23 protein-coding genes are annotated in these 24766 nt (G+C 36.5%); 8 read left to right on the top strand and 15 right to left on the bottom strand.

Features of this window, described 5'->3' with window-relative positions:
- The 6 genes from ACRD62_RS02650 to ACRD62_RS02625 all read right to left on the bottom strand — a co-directional run bounded on the left by ACRD62_RS02650 (position 1) and on the right by ACRD62_RS02625 (position 10210).
- Positions 1-918 (bottom strand): PorV/PorQ family protein, encoded by a 918-nt coding sequence (locus tag ACRD62_RS02650; RefSeq protein ID WP_430818567.1) that lies wholly within the window; start codon positions 916-918, stop codon positions 1-3.
- Complete coding sequence (locus ACRD62_RS02645; protein ID WP_430818566.1) at positions 915-3329, bottom strand: S8 family peptidase; 2415 nt, start codon at positions 3327-3329, stop codon at positions 915-917. Before ACRD62_RS02645 ends, ACRD62_RS02650 begins: the two co-directional genes overlap by 4 nt.
- 257 nt (positions 3330-3586) lie before the next feature.
- Positions 3587-5551 (bottom strand): T9SS type A sorting domain-containing protein, encoded by a 1965-nt coding sequence (locus ACRD62_RS02640; protein ID WP_430818565.1) that lies wholly within the window; start codon positions 5549-5551, stop codon positions 3587-3589.
- A 191-nt stretch (positions 5552-5742) separates the two neighbouring features.
- Positions 5743-6057, bottom strand: a complete 315-nt coding sequence (locus ACRD62_RS02635) for a hypothetical protein (protein ID WP_321411760.1) — start codon at positions 6055-6057, stop codon at positions 5743-5745.
- Positions 6058-6085: 28 nt separating this feature from the next.
- Positions 6086-6337, bottom strand: a complete 252-nt coding sequence (locus tag ACRD62_RS02630; protein ID WP_430818564.1) for a hypothetical protein — start codon at positions 6335-6337, stop codon at positions 6086-6088.
- A 153-nt stretch (positions 6338-6490) separates the two neighbouring features.
- Complete coding sequence (locus ACRD62_RS02625) at positions 6491-10210, bottom strand: DEAD/DEAH box helicase (protein ID WP_430818563.1); 3720 nt, start codon at positions 10208-10210, stop codon at positions 6491-6493.
- A gap of 318 nt (positions 10211-10528) precedes the next feature.
- Between ACRD62_RS02625 and ACRD62_RS02620 the strand changes: the two genes are divergently transcribed.
- The 4 genes from ACRD62_RS02620 to ACRD62_RS02605 all read left to right on the top strand — a co-directional run bounded on the left by ACRD62_RS02620 (position 10529) and on the right by ACRD62_RS02605 (position 12304).
- Positions 10529-11143: a DEAD/DEAH box helicase gene (locus tag ACRD62_RS02620; RefSeq protein ID WP_430818562.1), complete on the top strand. Its 615-nt coding sequence runs from the start codon at positions 10529-10531 to the stop codon at positions 11141-11143.
- Entirely contained in the window at positions 11140-11532 is a 393-nt protein-coding gene (locus tag ACRD62_RS02615) for a YchJ family protein (RefSeq protein ID WP_430818561.1), read from the top strand. The genes ACRD62_RS02620 and ACRD62_RS02615 overlap by 4 nt, the downstream gene beginning before the upstream one ends.
- Positions 11533-11652: 120 nt before the next feature.
- Complete coding sequence (locus ACRD62_RS02610; RefSeq protein ID WP_430818560.1) at positions 11653-11916, top strand: hypothetical protein; 264 nt, start codon at positions 11653-11655, stop codon at positions 11914-11916.
- 109 nt (positions 11917-12025) lie between these two features.
- Positions 12026-12304 carry a hypothetical protein gene (locus ACRD62_RS02605; RefSeq protein ID WP_430818559.1) on the top strand — a complete coding sequence of 93 codons (279 nt, stop codon included), beginning with the start codon at positions 12026-12028 and terminating at the stop codon, positions 12302-12304.
- Between the two features lie 61 nt (positions 12305-12365).
- Here the strand turns inward: ACRD62_RS02605 and ACRD62_RS02600 are convergent, their stop codons facing one another.
- Positions 12366-14222, bottom strand: coding sequence for an alpha-amylase family glycosyl hydrolase (locus ACRD62_RS02600; protein ID WP_430818558.1), 1857 nt, complete (start codon positions 14220-14222; stop codon positions 12366-12368).
- Between the two features lie 415 nt (positions 14223-14637).
- Between ACRD62_RS02600 and ACRD62_RS02595 the strand changes: the two genes are divergently transcribed.
- The gene (locus ACRD62_RS02595; RefSeq protein ID WP_430818557.1) at positions 14638-15102 is read left to right on the top strand and encodes a MaoC family dehydratase; all 465 of its coding nucleotides are present in this window, start codon (positions 14638-14640) and stop codon (positions 15100-15102) included.
- A gap of 67 nt (positions 15103-15169) precedes the next feature.
- On the opposite strand, the gene ACRD62_RS02590 is transcribed toward ACRD62_RS02595, so the two are convergent.
- From ACRD62_RS02590 to ACRD62_RS02580, 3 genes are all read right to left on the bottom strand, one after another.
- Positions 15170-16318: a pyridoxal phosphate-dependent aminotransferase gene (locus ACRD62_RS02590; RefSeq protein WP_430818556.1), complete on the bottom strand. Its 1149-nt coding sequence runs from the start codon at positions 16316-16318 to the stop codon at positions 15170-15172.
- 67 nt (positions 16319-16385) lie between these two features.
- Complete coding sequence (locus tag ACRD62_RS02585; RefSeq protein WP_430818555.1) at positions 16386-16850, bottom strand: hypothetical protein; 465 nt, start codon at positions 16848-16850, stop codon at positions 16386-16388.
- Between the two features lie 112 nt (positions 16851-16962).
- Complete coding sequence (locus tag ACRD62_RS02580; protein ID WP_430818554.1) at positions 16963-17367, bottom strand: DUF423 domain-containing protein; 405 nt, start codon at positions 17365-17367, stop codon at positions 16963-16965.
- A gap of 191 nt (positions 17368-17558) precedes the next feature.
- Here ACRD62_RS02580 and ACRD62_RS02575 point away from each other — a divergent pair, with 191 nt between their 5' ends.
- Both ACRD62_RS02575 and ACRD62_RS02570 read left to right on the top strand, forming a co-directional pair.
- Positions 17559-18098, top strand: coding sequence for a hypothetical protein (locus ACRD62_RS02575; protein WP_430818553.1), 540 nt, complete (start codon positions 17559-17561; stop codon positions 18096-18098).
- Between the two features lie 71 nt (positions 18099-18169).
- Positions 18170-19681: an FISUMP domain-containing protein gene (locus tag ACRD62_RS02570; RefSeq protein WP_430818552.1), complete on the top strand. Its 1512-nt coding sequence runs from the start codon at positions 18170-18172 to the stop codon at positions 19679-19681.
- A gap of 25 nt (positions 19682-19706) precedes the next feature.
- On the opposite strand, the gene ACRD62_RS02565 is transcribed toward ACRD62_RS02570, so the two are convergent.
- The 5 genes from ACRD62_RS02565 to ACRD62_RS02545 all read right to left on the bottom strand — a co-directional run bounded on the left by ACRD62_RS02565 (position 19707) and on the right by ACRD62_RS02545 (position 22934).
- On the bottom strand, positions 19707-19964 hold the full coding sequence (locus ACRD62_RS02565) for a hypothetical protein (protein WP_430818551.1): 258 nt from the start codon (positions 19962-19964) through the stop codon (positions 19707-19709).
- A 1-nt stretch (position 19965) separates the two neighbouring features.
- Positions 19966-20445, bottom strand: coding sequence for a hypothetical protein (locus ACRD62_RS02560; RefSeq protein WP_430818550.1), 480 nt, complete (start codon positions 20443-20445; stop codon positions 19966-19968).
- Between the two features lie 11 nt (positions 20446-20456).
- Positions 20457-21077 carry a YiiX/YebB-like N1pC/P60 family cysteine hydrolase gene (locus ACRD62_RS02555; RefSeq protein ID WP_430818549.1) on the bottom strand — a complete coding sequence of 207 codons (621 nt, stop codon included), beginning with the start codon at positions 21075-21077 and terminating at the stop codon, positions 20457-20459.
- Positions 21078-21145: 68 nt separating this feature from the next.
- Positions 21146-21403 (bottom strand): hypothetical protein, encoded by a 258-nt coding sequence (locus ACRD62_RS02550; RefSeq protein WP_430818548.1) that lies wholly within the window; start codon positions 21401-21403, stop codon positions 21146-21148.
- 19 nt (positions 21404-21422) lie between these two features.
- On the bottom strand, positions 21423-22934 hold the full coding sequence (locus tag ACRD62_RS02545) for a hypothetical protein (RefSeq protein WP_430818547.1): 1512 nt from the start codon (positions 22932-22934) through the stop codon (positions 21423-21425).
- 172 nt (positions 22935-23106) lie between these two features.
- Here ACRD62_RS02545 and ACRD62_RS02540 point away from each other — a divergent pair, with 172 nt between their 5' ends.
- A complete protein-coding gene (locus ACRD62_RS02540) occupies positions 23107-24702 on the top strand; it encodes a DUF2339 domain-containing protein (protein ID WP_430818546.1) in 1596 nt (531 codons plus the stop codon).
- The last annotated feature ends 64 nt before the right edge of the window (positions 24703-24766 follow it).

Raw genomic sequence — 24766 nt, 5'->3', positions numbered from 1 at the left:
TTACATTTTCCAGGAAATTGAAAAACAATAGTTATTATTCAGAGCATTATCCCCTAACAGATAGGCGAAATCAAGATGAAATCCTCCTAATCGAGCGCCACAACCAACACTGTAAAAACTCAATCCAACATCTTCATTACTATTATGATATCCGGCTCTTAAATTAATCAGTGTCTTGAAACTATATTCAACACCAAGTCCAAGAGTTTGCCCTTTTTCATTTTCGTTTCCACTTAAATAAGCAGCATCTAACTGACCTGCAAGAGAATGATTTTCAGATAAATTCCTTTCATACCCAACACCGGCAGCAAAAGTCAACGGCAGATTGCTCTCACCTTGCGAAAAACTTAATTTTGAACCTATATTACGAATCATAACTCCATAATTCAACTGCTTATATTTACTTTTAAAACCTAAATCAGCATAATAAGCATTGACTGAATAACTTTCATACAAATCACTATTCAAATAATTCAGAGTTACCGAAAAAGCAGTTACTTCATTTATTTTATAAGCATAACCTATTCCTATTGAAGACTCAAACGGAGAATACTCACCATCAATATTGCCATTGGCATCAGTTACAGGGAAAGAAGGCATTGTAAATTTCTTATAACCAACAGAAAAATAATGCTTAAATCCAGATGAATAGGCTGCAGTAAAACTATTTAACGAATAACCATCATACAAATCATTCAACCATGGTCGATAGGTGTATCCAACATCCAGTTTATTATCTTCCAAAGCATACGCTGCCATATTGGTATAAATACCATTGGAGTGTGAAGAAGTAATATACGTATTACCTAAAGCCACACTTCTGGCATCGACAGGTACTGATACAAACGATCCTGACTGCCCATTAATTGTACTGATAAAAAGGGTTAGCAATGCTGCTACTATTATTGATCTTATCATAACTTCACAATATTTCTTTCAAAGGTTTGAGTGTCGTATTTTATCTTTAAGGTATATGTGCCACTTATAAGGCTACTCATATCAATCTGAGCCGGTGAGAAAGTAGAAATAGCAGCATTTTTGGTATCTTTCAATACACCATTACTATTATATATCTCCACATTTACATTTCCATCGACAGATTCACCCATTCGGATATTTAATTTATCAACCACAGGCGTTGGATAAAGATCAATCTCATTTGAATCATCCCTTATCATCAATTGAAACGTTAATGAAACAGTTTCTCCTAATGCATCTGAAGCATTTATTGTAAAGGTTGATAATCCGTATGAATCCGGTTCAATTGTTAATGCACCGTAACTAACACTGGCCGACATCATAGACTCATCATAGGATAAGGTATACGAAAGAGTCTCACCATCTTCATCACTAAAGAATTCAGTTAAATAATACGTATATCTATCTCCGGGATCTCCTAGATAAGTATCCCCAAACTGTTTAATTACTTCAGGCGCATGATTCTCCTCAACAGTATATGAAAAATCGAAAGTTGAAGAAGCTCCCCATTCATCCAGAGCTGTAATAGTTGCTGAATAAGTACCAGCAGGAGTTGTTAATCCAACAATTGTAATAAGGGCTTCTGTATCGTTGCCGGAAGCAACAGCATATCCGGATTCATCATTTAAATTCCAGCTTACATCATGTCCTTCGGGATCATCAATAGTAAATTTAAACTGTTTAGTTTCGTGAGCTTTTTGTGTAAATGCAGATCCACTTTCTGAACTTATTACAGGTGCCTGATTATTTTCAGGTGGCGTTTCAGATTTTAAAGCAGCTGCAGCATTTATTAAGCCTGCACCTAATTGTCCAACATAATCCGCATTGTATGAATCAAGATCAACAGCACCTTTCAACAACCTCTTTTTAAGATTGGTTGGAGTAAAGCCTTCACCTCCATACTCTGAGGCAATTAAAGCTGCAACACCTGAAACATGAGGACAAGCCATTGACGTTCCCATACTCCAAACATAACTGTTATCAGGGTAAGTACTTGCTATCATATAATTAGCTTCCTGATATCTTCCATTATCATCATAAGTACCTCCAGGGGCTGAAATATCCACCCAAGTGCCATAATTAGTATAATAGGCAGCTTTATAGTCAGGTGCAATAGCTGCAACCGCCACAACAGGCTCATAACTTGCAGGTATACCAACTGTGGAAGCTTCATTTCCTGCAGCAAAAATCACAACACCACCTTTCATTGGTCCTACCTGAATTCCATTCTCATCCACACCTGCATACTCAATAAAATAGTCAATGGCATCCTTCATGTGTGTAGGAATGGTTGTTATCCCATCATAACCCCAACTATTTTGCGAAATGATGGCACCATTATCTGCCCCATATTTAATGGCTGCAGCAAAATTATCAGCACTTATATCATCACCGTTTTCATCGCTTTCAAAAACCTGGCACGACATCAAACGAACTCCGGGTGTTGTACCATCTCCACCGGCTATTCCACAAACCCCGATACCATTATTATTTACAGCTCCTATCGTACCGGCAACATGTGTTCCATGCTCGTGAGCAGCAATGGTTCCTGTATTACTTACGAAATTATATCCATGTAAATCATCAGCATATCCATTTCCATCATCATCCAGATCATTTTCGCTTTCATTTTCATTAATCCAAATGTTATCTACTAGATCCTCATGAGAAACATCTATTCCTCCATCTACAACAGCCACAATAACATCTGAGGTTCCTGTCTGAATTTTCCATGCATCGAACAGATTAATATCACAACCTGCAATTGCATCATCCAGACTACCATCATTATCGTAATGCCATTGTAATCCAAGAAAATAATCATCAAAAGGATAAGTTGCTGCAGATGATTTTAGAACCGCTGCTTTTTCAACAACTTTCTGAAGTGACTTAAATTTATAACCTGTTGATTTGACGGTTGGCACACCTTCTGAAATGGAAACTTCACTTAAATTCGTAAACCTGTTCAATACACTGGCCAACTTAACTTGTGTTGTATCGTATTTTACATCGTACCAAAGATCCAATCCACTGGCAACCGTTCTGGCTTCGAATTTACCTGCATAAGGAAAGGTACGTTTGAAAGAAGTTACACCAATGGAATTAAACAATGTATCCATATTACTAATGTCAGTTTTTACCTTACCCGACTTCAAGGAAACATTCATTGATTTTGAGGTTGTTCTTTGCAGTTTTATCCGAACAATTCCCTGAACCATTACAGAGGCATCAACTTGTTGCTCATTGGTTTCATTTTCATTCAGATTCACTTCATCTCGTTCACACGAGTATAAAAACAAAAAAGACGCAATTAACCCATAAAGGCCAATCTTGATTTTTTTACATTTCATTGATACAGCATTTACTTCAAGACTCTCGTTAAAAAATCAATTTGATTAGATCTGGATTTTATTAAACGAAGGGTATTTTTAATTGAAGTCAAAACTAATATTTATTTTCAATCCTAATCATTAGTTAAGGTGGAAACGGTTATTTTTTACATTAAAACAGGAAAAATACGGGTAGACCAATCAGTCTGTTTAATGTAATTCACAAAAAAGAGCACCCGATAAATCTGATGCCCTGTGAAAGGATCTTTATCCCAACTTTATCTAATAATTATCTTCTGTGAGAGTTCTTTCTGCCCTTCCTGTAAACGAATCAAATACATTCCTTTGTTAAGATCCGACAAATAAAAATCTTCAACATATTGACCCGGCGACATTTGTCTGTTTATTAAAGTTCTTATATAGCGGCCCGACATGTTATATATTCTTACATCAATTTTTTCTTCTTTCTGGAGGTTCAATTTTAGTTGTATCTGGCCTCTGGTTGGATTTGGATATATACTTAATGTTACATCATCAAAAGTACAATTATCTGTCTGCGTTGAATTATCAACATACATATCTTCCTCGACCATTGTTACAGGTGCTGACATTCCATTCTCGACATAAAGATCATAAAATACCTGACCTGCATTGTTAGAAGTATTCTCATCCCTTAAAAAATCAGCATATTCCTTTGAGATGGTTTGATACATCAGTTTTACATTCACACGATCTGTTTCAAGCGGCAAAATATATTCAGTCTCGTCCCAGAACTGGCCATCATCGTATTCGTAATCCACAACAGGAATCTGAATGGCTTCAAAGTTGGCATTGGTAAATCCCATGGGTGGCATTCTGTTATCTTTCACTACCATATCATTTAAAACAAAATGAAAAGATTCCCCCGCTTGATATTCTTTTATTCCATCTTCACTGGCCAGTGTTGCCACATCTTCACTCATTCCTAACTTAATTTCATAAATCTTTGTATTTTCCTTAGTTAAAACCCCGGTTGTATTGTCATAAGCACCCGATTCGTATACTAACGCCCCCAATGCATTGAAAGCCTGAAGTTGAATCCACATTCGCCTTCCTTCGGGATAGCCTGAAGGTAATTTATGACCTGATTGATTAATCACCATCACCTCTGCCTTTATTGCATCCTCTTCATTAATAAGTTCCAATTGAAGCAATGCAGCATTATTTAGCATGTAGTTGGTTCTTATTTCCCCTGCAGTCAAAGCTAATGGGTCTATTTTATCAGGATATAACTGGGCTACCATTTTTGAAACAACGGTATTTCCTCCTGTAAAATCATGTAATGGCAAATTATTACGATATGGAGTTCCACTTTTATTGGCTCCGTAACCAGATACATCCTGCATATGGCAATCCTGACAAGTAGAAACATTAGCCTTATTGCCACCAAATGCTTCGGAATAAACTCCTTCCGGGGAATTAAAAGAACTCATTAACCACTCACTATAAGTACGTTCACTGGGAAACATCGTATACTTCGAAAAGTCAGAAACAGATTGATTTAGCTGATTGGGCACATAACTACCGTCTTCGCTCCTGTTAAAAACCGGATTGCTAACATCATGGCAGGTACCACATAATGCTGCCTGAGAATGAAAGGGTGAATATCCCATTTGATGTTTAGCTGTCGCATCTATAAATGGGCCTCTTTTATCTACACCGGAATGTACTGCATACATACCATTACCTTCATGGGGTGGAATATCTGTTATAGTTGAAAGGTAATCCTGATCTGCCACATAAGTCTGATCAGTATAATTGACATCATCCGGAAAAGGATTAACACCTAATGGGGTTGGCTTCACTATCTTATGACACAGATCGCATTGCACACCTTCCATATCCCCATCGGTTAATGCTGAACCATCAGTAGGTTCCGAACGGTCGCTTAACCACCCAACCGGGGCATGACAGCGAATACATAAATCACCCGACTCTGGAGCATCCTGGTTTGCAATTACCAAACTTGCAAGATATAAAGGATCCCTGGCCGCCTGTGCCATCATACTCCCACGCCAGTTATAAACCGGCTCAACCAACTGATCATAACCTCCATGACAGTTGTTGCATTGATTTGGACTTTCAAAATTCCCTGATTCTCCGGGTTGTGAACCAGCTAAAAAATAATCATTGAGAGTGGTATTAACTGCACCTACAATAATTACAAATACAAATATGGCAAGTACAAATGGATTTTTTTTCATGACATTTGATTTAGTCGTTCAAAATATCCCCGTTCACTGTACGTCGGCCTTTATCTATTAAAAGATACAAAAAACATTTTTGTCAATCAATTATAACCATTGCTCAGGATCCATATAAATACAATCCAATTACGTAAACACAAAAAAAGCCCCGGAAAAACCGAGGCCTACACATATTATTTTTACTCAACTTAATTTCCAAAAACAATATCTATCTGTTCGTCTTCAGAAGACTGTTTGATAGTATAACTTCCTTTAAATTCAATCTTAAGATTTTTGGCCTTCTTACTCTCAAGCAATTGTTGCTTAAGGTTCTCTTTAGCTCCATCCTTTAACTCACTATTAAAATGAATGAAGTAACTAAACTTCTTTGAATCATCGAACTGAACCAAAAATGCATTGCTGTCGATAAAGATCAAATCATCGTACGGATACGAGATGGCGAATCCCAAATCTTCAATTAAATCTTTAATTTCTGTAAGTGAACGATATGTTACATTAGTCATTTTCCATTTGTTTTTAGATTAATAATGCTTACTGCTCCTGCAATACAAGTTTTAATAGGTTCAAAACATTGTATAATCTGTCGGCCTGCTCTTCAAACTGGCATTGTGTATGCAAGTGATTAAACGCCTCTTCAAACTCATCAGGTGAATAAAACAGGTCTCGCTGGTGCAGAAAATTATTCAATCCTTCCCAACCACCCTTAACACGGTACAGTGACTTGCGAAAACTATCGTCTGTATCAACTGTTTTAATAAATTTAATTGCATTTCCGATTGACATAGGCTACTGTTTTACATTTTTGTTTGACACATTTCCAAAAATCCTACATTTAAGTAGGAAGAGTAAAGTTTAATTGCCCATTTATCAGCAGTTATAGCCTGGACAATACTTTACTCTTACATGTAACACAATTGCAATGCCAAGAAAGATTAATTACGAAAACAAATCCTGAATATCATCCAACCCAATGTTCTTCATAATGTTTTCATCAGTCTGAACAATATCATTGGCAATCTTTGTTTTCTTTTCCTGAAGTTTCAGTATTTTTTCCTCTACTGTATTTTTACAGATCATTCGATAAGCAAAAACCTTTTTATCCTGTCCAATACGATAGCAACGGTCGATGGCCTGGTTCTCCACTGCCGGATTCCACCATGGATCAACAATGTAAACATAATCAGCGGCAGTAAGATTAAGACCTGTACCTCCTGCCTTTAAACTTATTAAGAAAACACGTAGTTCCTGATCATCCTGAAAATTGTTAACCGAAGCTTCACGCTGTTTGGTTGAACTTTGTCCATCCAGATACTCAAACTTGATATTTCGTTTTTGAAGTTCATCGCGAATTAAGCCAAGCATCTTTACAAACTGGGAGAAAATTAGCAATTTATGATTGGCCGTTTTTTCGGTAATATGTTGAACCAATTCATCAATTTTAACCGATGCATTGGTATCAATGCTTTCATCATTTAACAATCGTGGAGAATCACAAATCTGACGCAAACGGGTTAATGCTTCCAACACCATCATCTTAGACTTAGCCAAACCATCTGTTTCAATCTGTCCCATCAGTTTGTTACGAAAATGATTTCGATAAGCATCATAAACCTTTCGCTGTGCAGGTTCCATCTCACAGTAAATTACATCTTCTGTTTTATCGGGCAACTCGGTTGCTACCATCTCTTTAGTCCTACGTAATACAAAAGGATTGATCAACTTCTGAAGTTCTGCTGCCCGGATATCATCACTATCCTTATCAATCGGATTTGAATAGTTTTCTTTAAAAGCGGTTACACCTCCCAAAAAACCACGATTCACAAAGCTCATCTGTGCATACAAATCAAAAGTACTGTTTTCAATAGGTGTACCAGTCAATGCAAGTCGGTTATAGCCTTTTAACAAACAAGCAGCTTTGTAACGGCGTGATGAAGGGTTTTTAATAGCCTGTGATTCATCCAGAATAATATAGTTAAAATGAAAGCTACTCAACATCTGTACATCGCGAAGTAATACTCCATAGCTGGTAATTACTACATCATACCCATTAAATACGCTTGAATCAGTTGCCCTCCCAACACCATAATGGTAATAAGCATTTAATTCGGGAGCAAACTTACGTATCTCATTTTCCCAGTTAAAAAGCAACGATGTAGGAACAATAATCAGGTTGGTATCTCTGTTTTTCTTAAGTACATGTTGTAAAAAGGTAAGTACCTGCAATGTCTTACCCAAACCCATGTCGTCGGCAAGAATACCACCCCATTTCATCTCATTCAGAAAGTTCAACCAGTTTAAACCTTCTTTCTGATAAGGACGTAATTCTGCTGTTATGGATTCTGGAATGCTGGTTTCTTCAATTCTGGTAAAATTTGATAAACGACGATGCTTCTCACTTAACTCCATCAACACATCATTGTTATCGATACTATCAAACAATTCATCAATGATAGAGAATCCAAGTTTCGAAACTGTCAGCTTATTATCCTGCACCTCCCCGTGACGGAAGTATTTTTCGAACCTATGATACCATTCCTTGGGCAAAATACCCACTGATCCATCGCTTAACTGGATATAGCGCTGGTTGTTTTTAACTGCCTTTCGTATGTCAGCCAATTGTACAAAGTTATCTCCAAAGCTAACCTGCACATCCACTTCAAACCAGTCTGTTCCTGAAGATATAGTAGTACTGATTTTACCTTTGTGGGGTGAATATTTAAACTTCTTCAGTTCGTTCAGGCCAAACACTTCCACATCGTTCCTAACCAACGAATCATAGAATCGGTAAAACCATAATCCATCTACAAACTCGTTGAATTGCAGATAAAATTTACGTTCGGCTATCTGTTCTTCAAACTGCGGATGCAATGAACTTAAAAACTCAGCAAATCCTTCTTCAAGTTCAAAGTTTCGTTTGTACTGAATCCATTTACCATCTTCTTCAATTAAAATATCACCTGTATTTATCAAGGGTACAGAAACCATGTGATGGTACTCAACCTCGGGTGTCACAATCAGGTAATTTTCTTTCTCACTCAGGTAAACCCTTTTATTATGAAAATCAAGCTCGATAACCTCTACATCGTATGCTCCTGAAGAAAAATCAATTTCTACATGTTGTGCTAACGGGCGAACCACCTTTTCCCAGAATAATGCTTTCTGGGTACGAACCATTTTCACATCGTGCAAATGATTATTAATCAGGTTAGCCACCCTAAAATCACGTGGGATGCAAAACTGATTGCTTATTTCATATACATATTGACCTTTATAAACATGACTAATCACCTCCTTCGGCAAAACTTTACCATCCATCCTCAGCTTTAACTGAAGCATGATAAAGTCGCTGTCTTCGACTACTTTATAAAAAGCATCGATTGGCTTGGTTGCAATCTTTATGTTTCTTAAATCAGTTTTTCTGATTTTATAGGAATTGCTGGTTTGCATGTAAATATATGGCTCAAGAGCAAGCAATTGCATAACCTTACTCTGCCACATATAATACTCATAGGGATTATCCTTCAATTTTTCCTGCTCAAGTAATGCAAGAAGTTCATCGGTAGTGGATTGCTTTTCTACATTGAACGCGCCATCGTTACCATCATAAAAATCGAGATTTGATGATATTTGAGTGCGTGCCTTATTAGGTTTACCAATGATTGCCTTTACTTCGAAATACGGATCTTTATCCCATTCTGAAGTTTCTTCACGCAATTCCATTAAAAAACCAACCACTCGCTCCTGCTTCAGATCAATCTCAGTGCTTTGCAACTTTAATTTTGGCGGTTGAATACCACTGATTAATGGTTGTAAAAAGCTGTTGATCGGATTATTAACCGGCAACAAACCTATTGTTGTATCCTTGTTTACAGGAATCAATCCCTTATCCTGATGAAACTGAAATTTAAAGAACTGGTGAAAACTGGAATTGGATGGCAATCCATATTGTTCCATTAACTCACGACTGTTATCTATGTATTTCTGATTTAACAGTTCATCCAGAAGATCTGAAGTTTTGCACTTTGCTATTTTTAACAGACAGATAATCTCTGATTCACTTAAGCCTCTTCCCGTTGTCTGATTCTCGGAATTGATAAATACACTATCACCCTTTTTATCAAACCAAACTGTATCTTCTTTGTAGCCGTAATTCAACACAAACTCCACCTTATTATTCTCTATCTCACCAATTTCCATTTGGATAGAACCATACGCATAACGAAAACGACTAAATAAACTGGGTAAAGTATTGGCACGAATAACATCCAGTGTAATTTGCTTATATCCTTTGAGCAAGTAACCATCGGGAGTGCGCAGACTTAACTCTTCTGTTTTAACATCTGACAGCTGTGTAGTCGCCTGTGCACCACCAAAATCCATTAAATGATAGATGGATGCAATACCATGCTTACAGATATTACCCCAGATAAAAGGGCAGGAACAACTACATTTTAAATTATTAGTAGTCAAATTACTCAATTGAACTTTGTAATTCTGTCCTCCTTTTACAGAGTATATGTATGTATCCGTTTCTTTATTGTACAGCCTGTAATTGACTTTACCATCGAGGTACAGCTTTTTGCCCTTCGCCTTAATTTCCTCATTAGCATAAAGATCAATCTGCTTTTGTAAATAGTCTATTTTAGCTTGCTCCACTATCCGGTATTTTAGAAATTGGTCAATCTTTCAAAAATAGCAAATGCTGTTGGTAATCCAACAACTTTTAAGGAGATAAAAAATTGGAGTCGTCAAAGAAAATACCGTATCATATAATACAGAAACAGATAGCTATTGTAATTTTTATTTGATCGACACAAGGTAAGATACAATTAACTGATCCAAGTAGTAGTACCCTAAACTTTATTAATTGAAAATTAAAACAATCAATAATACATAAAAGTCTTTTCGACATCTATAGATCCAGACTTCTTTCTTCAATACTGATTTATTAACTTTGCCGCAAAACAGGCCAATATGAAATTGAAAAAATTGATTCCTGAACTGGTTTCAAATATTATTAATCTGGGATTAGATAAAGAACCTCGGGAGATACAGAGTTTAGCTATACCTAAAATTAAATCGGGCGCCGATTTATTTTTGATTGCGCCTGAAAAAAGTGGCAAAACAACTGCTTTGTTAATTGGCCTGATTCAACAATTAAAAGAACCTTTTGAAGAAGCTCCCAGAGCTATCGTTATTGTTTCATCAAAAGAAAAAGCATTCGAAGCTGAAGAGCAATTCCAAAAACTGGCAAAAGGATTAGAACTTCGCAGTTTTGTTGCTTTTGACCATGGCTTATTGCAATATCAGAAAGACGAAATTTACGATGGTTTGGATGTACTCTTTGTAACTACCAAACGTTTACAGGAACTGGTTAATATTAACGGCATTCCATTAACCAAGGTTAAGTTAATAATGGTGGATGACGCCATTGATTTTTTCAAAAATTCAAGTCATTCAATACTATATCGCATCGTTGATGGAATAAAAAATACACAGTTAGTGGTATCGTCAGATTCATGGTATTTTAAATTTGACGATATGGAAGAGCGCATCATGAAGAATCCAATGTTAATTGAAGTAGAATGACGAATTGCTATTGTGGCTCAGGGAAATCGTTCGAAGATTGTTGCCAACCCATATTAACCGGTAAACAGTCAGCATCTACTGCAGAAGCATTAATGCGCTCACGTTATTCGGCCTATGTTCTGGCAGATATTAATTATTTGATGAACAGCCATCATCCTTCAACTCGTCCAACAAAAGAACGAAAAGACATTCTGCGCTGGACAAAATCGGTACAATGGATTAAGCTGGAAGTTAAAAACAGTATTGCTGGCACCGAGAATGACACCGAAGGTTGGGTGGTTTTTATAGCCTATTTCTCGGAGGGAGGAAAAATAGAAACGATCCATGAAAACTCGCGCTTTGTAAAGGAAAATGGTAAGTGGTATTATATTTCCGGACAACATCAGTAAAGTGAGTCTGTTGATATTAGGCAGAAGTGAGAATCATCAGAGTAAACTATGAAACAGACAAGCCTTTGAAAATATATTGATTAAATAATCAGAGCAAAACTAAGATCACAAACTATTTATATGAACCTCGATTCTAAATATTACGGTTTACATACACGCATCCAGTTAAAAGAGCTTGGCAACAACCATATTGGAATAGTAAAACTGATTAAAAGTCGGATTATCAGAAAGGATGCTCAAAAAATTATTGAAATCGCAAAAACTATTCAACAGGTTGAACCCAAATATAAAGTTAGCCTGATTTGCACATCTAACATATGTTCAAAATCACTGGCTCTTTTGGATGAATACAATATTGATGTGCAAATCAAAGAAAATGTTTAATCACCATATTTTATCCGCATCAAGCATTTTATATGTCCTATGGTGTTGAACCTTTTTTTCAATCAAACCTTAAATTAATATATTTGCACTCTCAAAAAATCAGATTAGTATGTCGTTAGATATAGAAAGATATGAGAAATTAAGGGAGCTGTTACTTGAGAACAAGAAATGGCCAATGTTATATATGTTTAAGTTTATTGTACCAAACAAAGATGGAATGGTTGATAGGGTTAAGGATATGTTACCCAAGCATGGTTCATTAAGCTTTAACCATACCAAAAGTTTCAGTCATGTAGCCATTACCTGCAAAGCCAGTATGAAAAATGCGGATGCCATTATTAAAGTAACACACCAAATTGCTTCGATAGAAGGAGTAATAAGTCTTTAAAACATTATATCAAGCATAATAAAGGCCGCTGTTCGCGGCCTTTTTCATTATTAATCAGATTCTATTCCACTTTCAAAACCAACGATTCCAATGGTTTTAAGTCTACTTCAATAAGACCAATTCCTTCGGTTACTTCCATCTCATATTCCTGACCATAAAGCTGATCAGTTAAAATATAAAAACTGTCCGTCCGCTCCCAATCTTCAATCAAATCTTCAGGTAATTGTAAAGAGAATGTTTTTGAATTAATCGAATCAAAATTTGAAATCACAATTAGTTGTTCATCCTTACTCCATCTGGCAAATGAGAATACTTTAGCATCATAACCTTCCACTTTTTTACGGTTATAATCATGAATCTCTTTGTATTTACCCATTAATGCCTCACTGCTAATGGTAAAATTCAACAATCGTTTATAAAAATCGCGCAAGGCTTTTTCTTCTGCAGATAGTCTTCCCCCATCAAATGCACCACCGTTCATCCAGCGCTGATGATGTGGCACACCAATGTAATCAAAAATAGATGTACGTGAAGGATCACCAAAACCGGCATCTTCAGCCCCGGGTTCCCCAACTTCCTGACCAAAGTAAATCATAGTTGGTGAAGAACTGATTAATGAAGAAACGACCATGGCAGGCTTGCCCTTTTCGGCATCTCCGGCAAATTCAGGACTAGCGATACGCTGCTCATCATGATTCTCAAGAAAATGCAACATATGATGTTCAATATCTGATAAACCTTCTTGAATTTGTGGGATATTATCAGTTAAGCCATATCCCTGCATCACATGCTTTAATGTATCATAAAACTCCACTTTATCATACAAATAATCCATCTTACCCTTTTGAATGTAATCGCGGTATAAACCCGGGTTATATACTTCTGCCAATAAAAACGCATCGGGATTAGCATGTTTAATTGATGAATTCATATAGCTCCAGAATTCAACCGGAACCATTTCCGCCATATCAAACCTAAATCCATCAATTCCAAAATCAGTCCAAAACAAGGCTATATCACGAAACTTAATCCAGGAATCAGGTACTTTTTTATCCTTCCAAAACTGATAATGCTCTTCTGTACCCTTCGTAGCATATTCTTCAGGAAGAGTATCAAAATCATTTGTACCATCAGGACGAACCCCATAGTTGACTTTAACGGTTTCGTACCAATCGTAAAAGTGAGGCTGTGCTTTTCTTGAACCATTCCCGGTCCATTTAGCAGGATTCTCTTCAAATTTACCATCTACCAAACTATTTTGCTCCCCTCCTAATGGCAAATATCCATTTAAAGGTTCAGGTACCTCAAAAGGTTGACCAGGTATATAGTAAAAATTGTTATCTTTTGAATATTCAACTGTAATATCATCATCAGCCCCAAAATCCTTAACTCCTTCAGGATTATTCATACCTTGGTAATGACGGGCCACATGATTGGGCACAATATCAATTATTACTTTCAGACCATGCTGATGAGTACGATCAACCAATGCTTTAAACTCCAGCAATCGGTTTGCCGGATCAACAGCCATATCAGGATCCACCTGATAATAATCTTTAACGGCATAAGGTGATCCAGCTCTTCCCTTTACCACATCCGGATCGTCCAATGAAATACCATATTGAGTATAATCAGTAACCACTGCATGATGCGGAACACCCGTATACCAGATATGAGTTACTCCAAGTTCTTTAATTTCGGTTAAAGCCTTATCAGTGAAATCATTGAATTTACCAACTCCGTTTTCCTCAATGGTTCCCCATGGTTTATTGGTTTCGTTGGTGTTACCAAATAAACGGGTAAAGACCTGGTATACGACAGCTTTTCCTTCAAAATCATCAGTTGTTGTTTTTGGGGCCGTATTACAACTAATGAATACACTAATTAAGATCAGGCTGAATAGTAATCTGAATTTCATACAAACGGGATTTATTTATTAATCTGATTCGGGTAAATATCAGTTGGCAAGTTACAAAGCATGTTGATGAAATGGAAAAGAGTACAATACATGTTTCCTAGCTTTCATACAATAGCACCCTTGCTGCATCCCTTACCAAACAAGGAGCGGCAACAAAAAACAAAACTGATGAATAGGTATTAAATAGCTTATATTTCAGTTAAAATTCTTTAATCCCTCAACTCGAAAACGTTTTCGAAAGATTGGATTCACCCCATTAAATAAAGGTTTACCGAAAAAATTACTGTACAGTATGCTAATAAAACAAAAGACAGTTTCAATCCTCAAGTATTAATGATCAGGCACATTTTAAATGATTATTCTATATTTGCGCTGATATTTATGATAGAAATAACAACGTTCAAAATAAAAAAAGATGAGTAAAGTAATCATCAAAAGTTTCGATGAACTGGAAAAACTGATTGGAAGTGAATTGGGAATTTCAGATTACCACCAGTTTACACAGGAGCAAATTAACCTTTTTGCCGATGCAACTTTGGATCACCAATGGATTCACGTTGACGAAGAAAAAGCAAAAGAAGGTCCTTTCGGTTCAACCATTGCACATGGTTACCTGACAGTTTCAATCCTTCCTCACCTTTGGAATCAGATTGTTGATGTTCAAAACTTAAAGATGCAGGTTAACTACGGAATTGAAAAACTTAAATTCAATGCTCCAGTAAAAGTAAACGACAAAGTTCGTCTTGTAGCTACTGTTGTAGATGCTAAAAACCTGAGAGGTGTTACTAAAGCAACTATTGGTATTAAGCTTGAAATAGAAGGAGGTCGTAAACCTGCTTACGAAGGCGAGATCGTTTTCTTATACCATTTCAACGCATAAGAATATTTTTATTCAAAGGATCGAATCTTGATTTAGAAGAAGTAAATCAAGATCCGATCCTTATCTCTTATTTCCATTCTTTCAGAGCCTTCTCCAGTCGAACTAAACCTTCCTCCAATTCAAATGAAGCCAAAGAAATCCGAAGGTATTCAGGAGCCCCAAAGGCTACTCCGGGAATTACCACTACCCCGTTTTCTTTTCCGGCTGTCTCAATACAAAATTCTTTGACTCTGTCACCCAAAAAGGATGATACCTTTGGGAAAATATAAAAGCTACCATTTGGTTTGTTAAAAGGTATATTCATCTTTTCAAGAAAAAAGGCAACCTTATCTCTATTTTCTAATAGTACCTTGTTATATTTCTCAATAGTATTTTTTGTTTCGCTATTAACTACCGGAATTGCTGCCCACTGATTAGGTGTAGGGGGTGTGCTGATAACTGTTGCATTATTTGACGTAATTGCCTTTGCAAGTTTTTCATTCTGAGTAACAACCCAACCAACACGTAATCCTGCCACAGCTCCACTTTTTGAAATGCCATCCACCACTATAGTTCTGTCAAAATATTTTGAAAAAGAAGTAAATTCTTCTCCATCGTATACTAATTGTCCGTATATCTCATCAGAAATCACATAACCATCAGTCAGTTTATACTTTAACAGTTCTGATAAAGAAATCAATTCATCCTTTGAATACACCTTACCTGTTGGATTAGACGGTGAATTCAAAATCATTACATCATCCTTCTGCAAGAGGATTTCCAGTTCCTTCAGATTGATACTGAAATCATCATTTAATGGATAGGTATTTACCTCCAGACCAAATTCAGAAGGTATTTTTTTATAAATGCCAAAATGTATTGAAGGAATCAAAACTCTTTTGGCACCTAGTTTGGCAAGAGTTTTTATGCTTGAATACACAGCATTCTGAACACCAATAGTTACAATAACATTTTCGACTGTATAGTTATATCCATCTTCTTTTTGCTGGTGTTGTGCGACCGCAGAACGTAATTGAGGTAATCCTGCATTTTGAGTATAGCAAGCTGCTCCATTTCCCCAACTTGCAGTCATTGATTGTTTTATCCTCTCATCAATCTCAAAACCCTTCAATTCACCCAAACCCAAACTGATCCCTGTTTGATGCTTTGCCATATTTACCTGTCTTATGGCAGGCAACGGGAAACTAGTATTTGCCAAACGCTCGTCAATACTCATCTTTTAATTTTTGCTCAAAGATAAATATTAAGGTGAGACAACGACTCGCAAAAACTTGCAATACATATTAAAACCTGATGGTAAATCCCACTTGCAAGATATTGCTATCAATTGAGTTATTTGCATTGACAGTACTTAATTGCATATTAAGATTAAACATTGACTTTTTAATCTGATGATGTCGTGATCCACATATTGCCCACGTTAAGATGCCTCCAATAAACATAACTGCGCCAACAAGAATAACACCATCAGCACTTTCTAAATCACTACTTTTTTCTGTCGAGAATGGAGAAAAATCATTAAGAGCCTGATTGACTCCAATAATGGAAATGCACGGCCCTAGAATAGTAAAGATAACTCCGGCATTACGGTACTTGCTGTAATAATCTTTCTCAATCTGTAACTTTTCAATTCCAAGTTCATCCAAAGAAGAAACATTATATCTTGATTGATACCACCTCTGATCGCTCTGCTGTGCATCAATATTAATAACAATTAAGATGAGTATTATTGAAACAACCCACTTCATCTAACCCTTCTTTTTATACCCTATTAAAGTTACGAAATATGCTCTCATAGCACAATAGAGATCTAGACAAGAAAGTTATTAGCCTGTTGGATAGTTGTTTTATATTTATGAATTACAACTTTGTTAAATCACCCAGTTTGGTTTTAGATAAAATTACCAACAAAAGTATCCACCCCGTTATCATCAATAATCCTCCCACAGGTGTAATAGGCCCCAGGAAACTTAATTGTAAACCAATTAAATCGGCTATGCTTAGAAAGTAAATACTAACAGAAAATAATATAGTACCACTTATAAAACTCCATGCCATACCTTTTTGCAACCGGCTTTTGAATTCAAAAACAAAACCAATTATCAATAATACCAAAGCATGAATCATCATATAACGTACACCTGTTTCAAAACTTTGCAATTTTTCTATACTTAAAATACTCTTTAGGGCATGTGCACCTAATGCGCCAAGAACAACTGATAGTGCGCCGAATACAGAGGCAACTATTAATACGATTCTTTTCATTCCAAACTCTTATTAATTTCTAATGAAGACAATTATTAATTGTGATAGTTCAAAACAGTTTATAGTTTCTAAAATCTTTGCAATAAATCAATCCAATCTATCAAAATATTCCTGATACTGGAATGCACAAAACATCTTGATTTCGGAAGAATTATTCACTAACTTTTAGTGTACTTTAAAGCCATTTCATTATGAAAAGGTCACTATTTAAATTTCAACATAAAAGGTTTATTATCCGCCTTTTATTAATTGCATTTCTAACACCAACACTTTTAACTGCTCAAACTTCAATAAAAGGTGATATAGGTGTTGGTGGAGGAATAAGTTATGGTGGAATAGGGGCTCAACTCACCTATAGACCAATTGAAACTGTAGGCATCTTTGGCTCGCTGGGATATAATCTGGATGGAGTGTGTTACAACCTGGGAGTTAAATTAAACTTCAAATCTGACAAAAAGATTAACCCATACTTAACTGGTATGTATGGATACAATACGGTCCTTATTATTGATGCCGAATCAATGGAAACCCGAACAACTTATTATGGTATTTCAACAGGTTTGGGCACTACATTCCGATTAAAAGAGAAGTCATTTTTATCGTTTGAAGTACTTTTACCCATTCGACCAAAGGTCTATAAAGATGCGGTAGATGATCTTGAGTTGGTTGGATTCGAAATAAAGGATCCTTTGCCAGTGGCTGTTTGTATTGGTTATCACATCAAATTTTAAAAGTTATGCAAATGCTTACTCACAGATTGCCACATAAGGACAATACGAACAGAAAATTTACATTTCTTATTATGCTTTGTCTCATACCATTGATGAGTGGTTGTCTTAAAAATCCTTTTCCACCAATACTAAAAACAGAGCAAATAGAAATAGTTGACGGCATTACTATTATTAGTGGGGGAATAATAAGTGATGACGGGGGAACGGATATTTTTCAGAAAGGCATCTGTGTCAGCACAAGTAATACTCCAACTGTAAAAGACTCTTATACAATTGATGGAACCGGAAATTCCGATTTTAAAACAATACTGTATGTTGAACCGGAGATTACCTATTACATTAGGGCTTATGCAATTAATGGAGCTGGTATTGGATATGGAGATATACTTACAGTAAAACTGGATCCTCTACCGTTCACTTATGCAACTATTATTGATTTTGGAGACATTACCGGCACTGAAGCTTTTATGAGAGCCCGGGTTGAATCAAACCAAACAGTTACAGCAAGAGGAGCGTGCTGGAGCACCAGTAACAACCCTACCATCAACGATTATAAATTAGAATCGGGAAGCGGAACCGGAATTTTTGAAACCACTTTAACCGGACTTAATCCGGGTACAACATATTACACTCGTGCTTATGCCATATCCGGCTCTGAAACTTATTACAGTTCCAATTTTGAATTCACGACAAAGGATTACCCGCAGTTAACAACCCATGAAATCAGAAACTCAGGCACTTTTATCATTTCCACGGGTGGTGATATTCTATCAACAGGTATCATTTATAATGCCGGTGTATGCTGGAGCACTGAATCATCTCCAACAATAGATGATAATAAAACGGAAGATAATTTAATCTATTCCACTTTTTACAGTGACCCTCATGATTTACTTCCGGGCACAACCTACTATTTAAGAAGTTATGCAACAAATCTGGTGGGTACAGGTTATGGAAATGAAATAGTTTTTACTATGCCCGAAGCCACTGTTTATGATATCGATGGTAATCCTTATTCTTTAGTTACCATTGGCACCCAAACCTGGCTGACAGAGAATCTTAATACAACAAAATATAGCAATGGTGATGAAATTCTGCATATAAGCGATGGTAATGAATGGCAGAATACAATAACTGGCGCCTGGTGTTTTTTTGGGAACTTATCTGAATTTGAAGTTCCCTATGGAAGACTTTATAATTGGTATAGCATAACTGATTCCCGAAACGTTTGTCCCGAAGGTTGGCATGTTCCATCCGATACTGAATGGCAAACACTTTTTACATATCTGGGAGGAATTGAAAATGCAGGAAATGCATTAAAAGAAACAGGAGCTGCCCATTGGGCAACAGGAAATGATTATGCAAATAACAGCAGTGGCTTTACAGCATTGCCTGGCGGCGGACAAAGTGCCTTACAGGGTTATTCTTATCCTGCCCAAAGCCTTGGTATGTTCTGGAGTACAACAATGATTGATGAACAAAATGCCTATGGCTACTATTTATTTGATTCGTACCAGGCCGTTAATCAACAATCATATCTCAAACAAACCGGTTTATCTGTTAGATGTATTAAAGATGAATAATATTGATGAGGATAAAAGAAAGACTTTACATCTTTACTTTTACCAAATCTCTGATTTCGAATCGCATTTCTTTTGAAAAGTCAATTTTGAGTGACTCAAATTCTTCATCCATTATAAATTGGTAACCTTTTATTTTTTGACTGGGTAAGGGCTTTTTACCTTTATTAGCTTTATGGTAAGCTTTGATCTGCTTACAATCATCACGTTCTATTGCCACAAAGCACTCCAGGCTGTGGTTTTCGTACATTTCGTAATCGCTCTTTATGGTTCTTAGTATTCCCATTTTATAAAATTTCTTCCAGTTCGTTCTCGTAATCTAATCTTAAATCCTCATGTAGTGAATTCATCGCTTTTGAAATGGCCACTATCTGACGGTCATACAAATTCTTTAAAACCTTGCTCCTTTTGTAATTTACCTTACAGCCTTTCAATTGCTTACAAAAGTGAATTAACAATTCAACCTGTGTAGTTTTCTTACCCGAATACCGGATATATTTACTTACCATTCGATATACTTTTTGAATCCCTTTTTTAGCATAGTACACCGACGAATAATTTATTGACGCAAATTCACTTTCAATTTCTTCCTTGACCTCTTTTATATAATTAGCCTCATCATGTTCTTCAAATAAAAGATAGCTCAGCAGCTCTTTACTCTCTTTCTTGTATTTAGCTAAACGCAATAAATGATCGACCAACACCTCTTTGGGCAAGCGCTTTAATTCATTTTTTATTACACTGATACTTCCTGTTTCCAAAGCCATTATTGGTATGTTTAGTTGGATAAATAGCCTAAAAAAGTAAGCCTTTCTGATGCTGCCATGCCATTAGGATTACACCCTGGTTTTCCTTCCGGAATTTCAATCCCCATTTTTTCATAGTGATCAATCCAACCCTGATGATATTCGCCACTTTGTGCATCTTTAAACGTCATGGGATCGAGGGTGAAGATACTATCCTTTTCAAACAGGGTATATACAAACTCCGAACAGTAAAATCCTTCGCTTTCCATGATGTAAGTATAATCGTAGGGCTGTCCTTTAAATTTTTTAGCCATTTTTAATGCTTCATCAATCTTTTGCTGGTTTATCCCATTAATCCTGAAATGACCTATCATCAATGAATCTTCTTTATTGGCCGAGCTGAACTGCTTAAGACTTTCACAGACAACACCTTTTTCAGGTGCAGCATGCCAAACCATCACCTTTCCGTCTATCATTTCAACAACACCCATATGAGTAAAATGAAAGTCATGCCCTGTTTGAGTCACATCATCAATGGCAGATGATAAACTTCCGTTACTCCTTCCCCTGAAAAGAATATCTCCGCTTTGGATGTATGTTAAACTTTGACAAGCCGTTAAAAAAATTGCCATTAAAATTATTACGTATTTCATTTTAATCTATTCGAATAAGAATCTTGAAATAAACCATTTTGATTTCTTACAATCAACACACTAACCACTTACCTGATGTCTAATTTAATCACAATTGGCTTCGTACTGAAATCATTCATCATAAACCGAATACCACTCATTGATTTGGATTTTACTTCGGGCAACCATTTTTCCAAAGGTTTTCCTTTGGCCTGACCATCAGCATCCACCACTTCCAGAAGTACATCTTTACAACTATTGCGCGAAACTTCAATCTTCACTTTCGTAGTTCCATTTGGTAAGGTCACTTCCTTGTTTCTGTTCTGAACATTCAATTCAAATTCCATACTGCAAAGCAACAGTTTATTATTGGTAAATGGAAATTAATTCCAACAACACTTCGTAGCAATCGCGCCCCAGCAACTTAGCTTTCAGCCAGGTATAAAACACCGATGCATGCAAATCTTCTTCGGCAATGGGTTGCCAGTCGAACGACTCTTCAACCTCATCATAAAAATCTTTTGATTGAGCCACTTCCGGATCTTCAACAATCTTTCCGATTAGTTTAATAAAAACCTCTACCCTTTCATATTGTGGTTGATTTCTGAACAAACCTTTTTGTCGAAGCAATGCTCTTACCCTGTTGGAGGCAATCTCGTAATGCCCCAGTTCAAACTGAATGAACACATCCAGCATATCTTTCTTTACCACCCATTCAATGCCTGCCACCTTTGCACACCATGCATTGGAGTGACCAACAGAAGCCAGCACTTTGGCAGCCTGCCTGTAATCATGATTAAAAAAATGATAGATCGATTGATTCAGTTTGAGGTTTAAACTGTCCTCCTGTTGAATACTCAGTTTTTCTGTAAAATTAGCATCAACTATTCTTATGGCATCAGAAATTTTTCCTGTAAAAAACAAGTTAGCACCATACAATTGTGTCAGCTTGGGCAACATACGTACATACTCTGTTTTAACCAATGTACGCAGGCTTTCGCGCAATATTTTAAGGTATTGTATCGACTCTGCAAATTTTTTATTTCTGAATAAAGTATGTGCAACCATGTATTGCAAACGAGCCATAATCACCCGGTTCGATTTTTTTTCCGCTGCCTCCGCATCAATCTGATTATAATAACTCAACAATAATGGCTCGAAGTGATAATAATCTTTGTTGGATGCCGCCACACTTCGTAGAATTGACATTAGCTTGTAAACTACCGACGGACGATTCGAAAGAGCTTTGTTTAACTGGTACTGTTCAAAAATCCATTCCACTTCTTTCTCCAGATCGACATCTTCAGTTGAAACCTTGGCTTCTCTGTACAAATGCTTAATGATTTTATAGGCGGTATCAGCATGTTCATCTTCAACTGCCAAACGTAAGTAACGTTGTTTACGTGCCAATAATGTTTTTAAATCCTGCTTCAAATCCTTAATCGGCATATCCAGTTGCAAACTCACTATATTATTGGCTAGTGCGAAATGTTCCGCCCCAACCGCCATCTTTTCGGCTTTTTGCAAATACTTCCAGGCCGATCCCATAATATTATGCTCTTTCAGGTATCGGGCCATGCTCACCTGGGCATTTATCTGTGATTCTAACGTATAATCATTCCGAACCTGTTGATGATAAATAAAATCATTCAGATGTTTATATAATTTCTTTCGAAGAGCATGGTAAGCCTCTTTATTATCATCGGGATAGATATGTTTGATTATCTCATTAGGCGAAGCTTCCCTGTTTTTATACAGATATTGAAACAGTTGCAAATCCTTGCGCCCTTCCTTCTGCTTCATCCGATGAATAAAGGATGTGAAGTCATTTACATCACTCTTTGTAAAGGTATTTATCAATTCAACTAAGGCATCCATTTATAGTATTTCAAAAGTCCGTATTGACATTATATATCCATTATATATTATGCAATTTACAATATTTATACACTTTTCAAAAGTACGTTTATTAACAAAGTTGGTTTGAATAAACAGTAAAACCGTGCCTAAGTTTGTTCCGTCAATTAAGTAGTAACCTAAATTTTTAATCATGATTGACCTGATAAAAAAGCATTGGATTACGTCACTGGGAATTCTGTTTTTGTTTTCGGCATTTACATATTTCCTGAAAATTGCTTTCGAAAACGGATGGTTTCCTCCTGAGATTCGCGTCCTTTCGGGCTTTGCCATTGGAGTGACCCTGCTTTTCAGCGGATTTACCTATTACCGCAAAAGCGCTCTTTACACATGTCAGATTCTGGCAGGCTCAGGCATCAGCATTATTTATGCAACCTTTACCTATGTAGCCTTTACCGATGATTTAAACTGGCCTTACAACGTTATGTTGATTTCTGTTCTGGCTCTTTCAGCACTTACTACACTAATCAGTTATAAATATGAACTGAGAGGTTTGATATTTATTAGTGTACTGGGCGGATTACTTTCTCCTATTTTAATGAAGGCTGAGGCAAAACACGACATGGTTTTATTCAGCTATGTATTAATCATTAATCTTGGATCGCTTTATGTGAGTATTGCTAAAAAATGGCAGGAACTTCGCATAATGACTTTTGTAGCTACCGTTTTGGTCTATGCTACCTATTACATCTATTTCGATCCAACTTCGTGGGGCAGACCATTTTTCTATGCTGCAACATTGTTTATGGTTTACATGGGTGGAATTATTTTTGCTTCTCATAAAGAAAAAGATCAGTTTACCGGTTGGAACCTTTATTTGAGTTTACTAAATGCCATGTTGTTTATCTTCTGGTCGATTTATATTCTTGGAAGTTTTGATATCACGTTTACGGTTCCTTTGTTGGTAGTTGGCTTTACCTTTATGATTGCCTCTGTATTTGTGTATCTTCTATCGGGTAGAAACATCTTCCCGGGACTGATATATGTTTGCTTAGGTTTGGTTCTTTTTGCTATTTCGGCAGCAAACATTAAACCTATGAACATATACGGAATGGAGTATGTTGCAACCACACTTCTTTGGTTTATGGTCATTACAGGAGCATACTCCATCGGTCAGTTTGTAAAATCATACGAACTACGATATGTTAGCTATGCAGCCTGGATGATGCTTATTATTTACTGGTTCACCGTAGCATGGGATGTACAATGGATTACCATTTGGGGAATCAGGTATATACCTTTTATTAATGCGGGTGCATTTACCTGGATGATTCTGGCTGCATTTGGTTTTTACATGGGTAAAAAAGAACAGAAGGATAATCCGGTACTAAGTAACTTGTTTGCCATTGTTTCCAATATTATTGTAGCGGCCTTATTTACCGTTCAGATACGTAATATATGGACAGCCTATAACATTGATCATTTCAGCAGACCATTGGCAATTTCAATCTCTTACATCGTTTATGCTTTGTTGATATTCCTTTGGGGAGCACATACAAAAGCAAAGACATTCAGAATATTGGGAACGATCGTAATCCTATTTACATCAGCCAAAGTATTTTTCTGGGATCTGTCAGGATCAGCCAACATCAGTAAAATGATTTTCTTAATGATTATTGGCTTACTGACTCTTGGAATCGCACATATCAATAAGCGCTGGCTGGACAAGGAAGAAAAAGATCTTCCTGAACATTCAGAAAAAACTGATGCTAATACTGAAGAAGCCTAAGCATATTAAAGGGTAATTTCATATTTTAGCTGAGTATGCAAGGCGGTTGTAACATTAGTCGCCT

It is taken from the genome of Carboxylicivirga caseinilyticus, assembly GCF_050589785.1.
GTDB classification, from domain to species: Bacteria; Bacteroidota; Bacteroidia; order Bacteroidales; family Marinilabiliaceae; genus Carboxylicivirga; species Carboxylicivirga caseinilyticus.
This window is presented reverse-complemented; position numbering and strand designations above follow the sequence as displayed.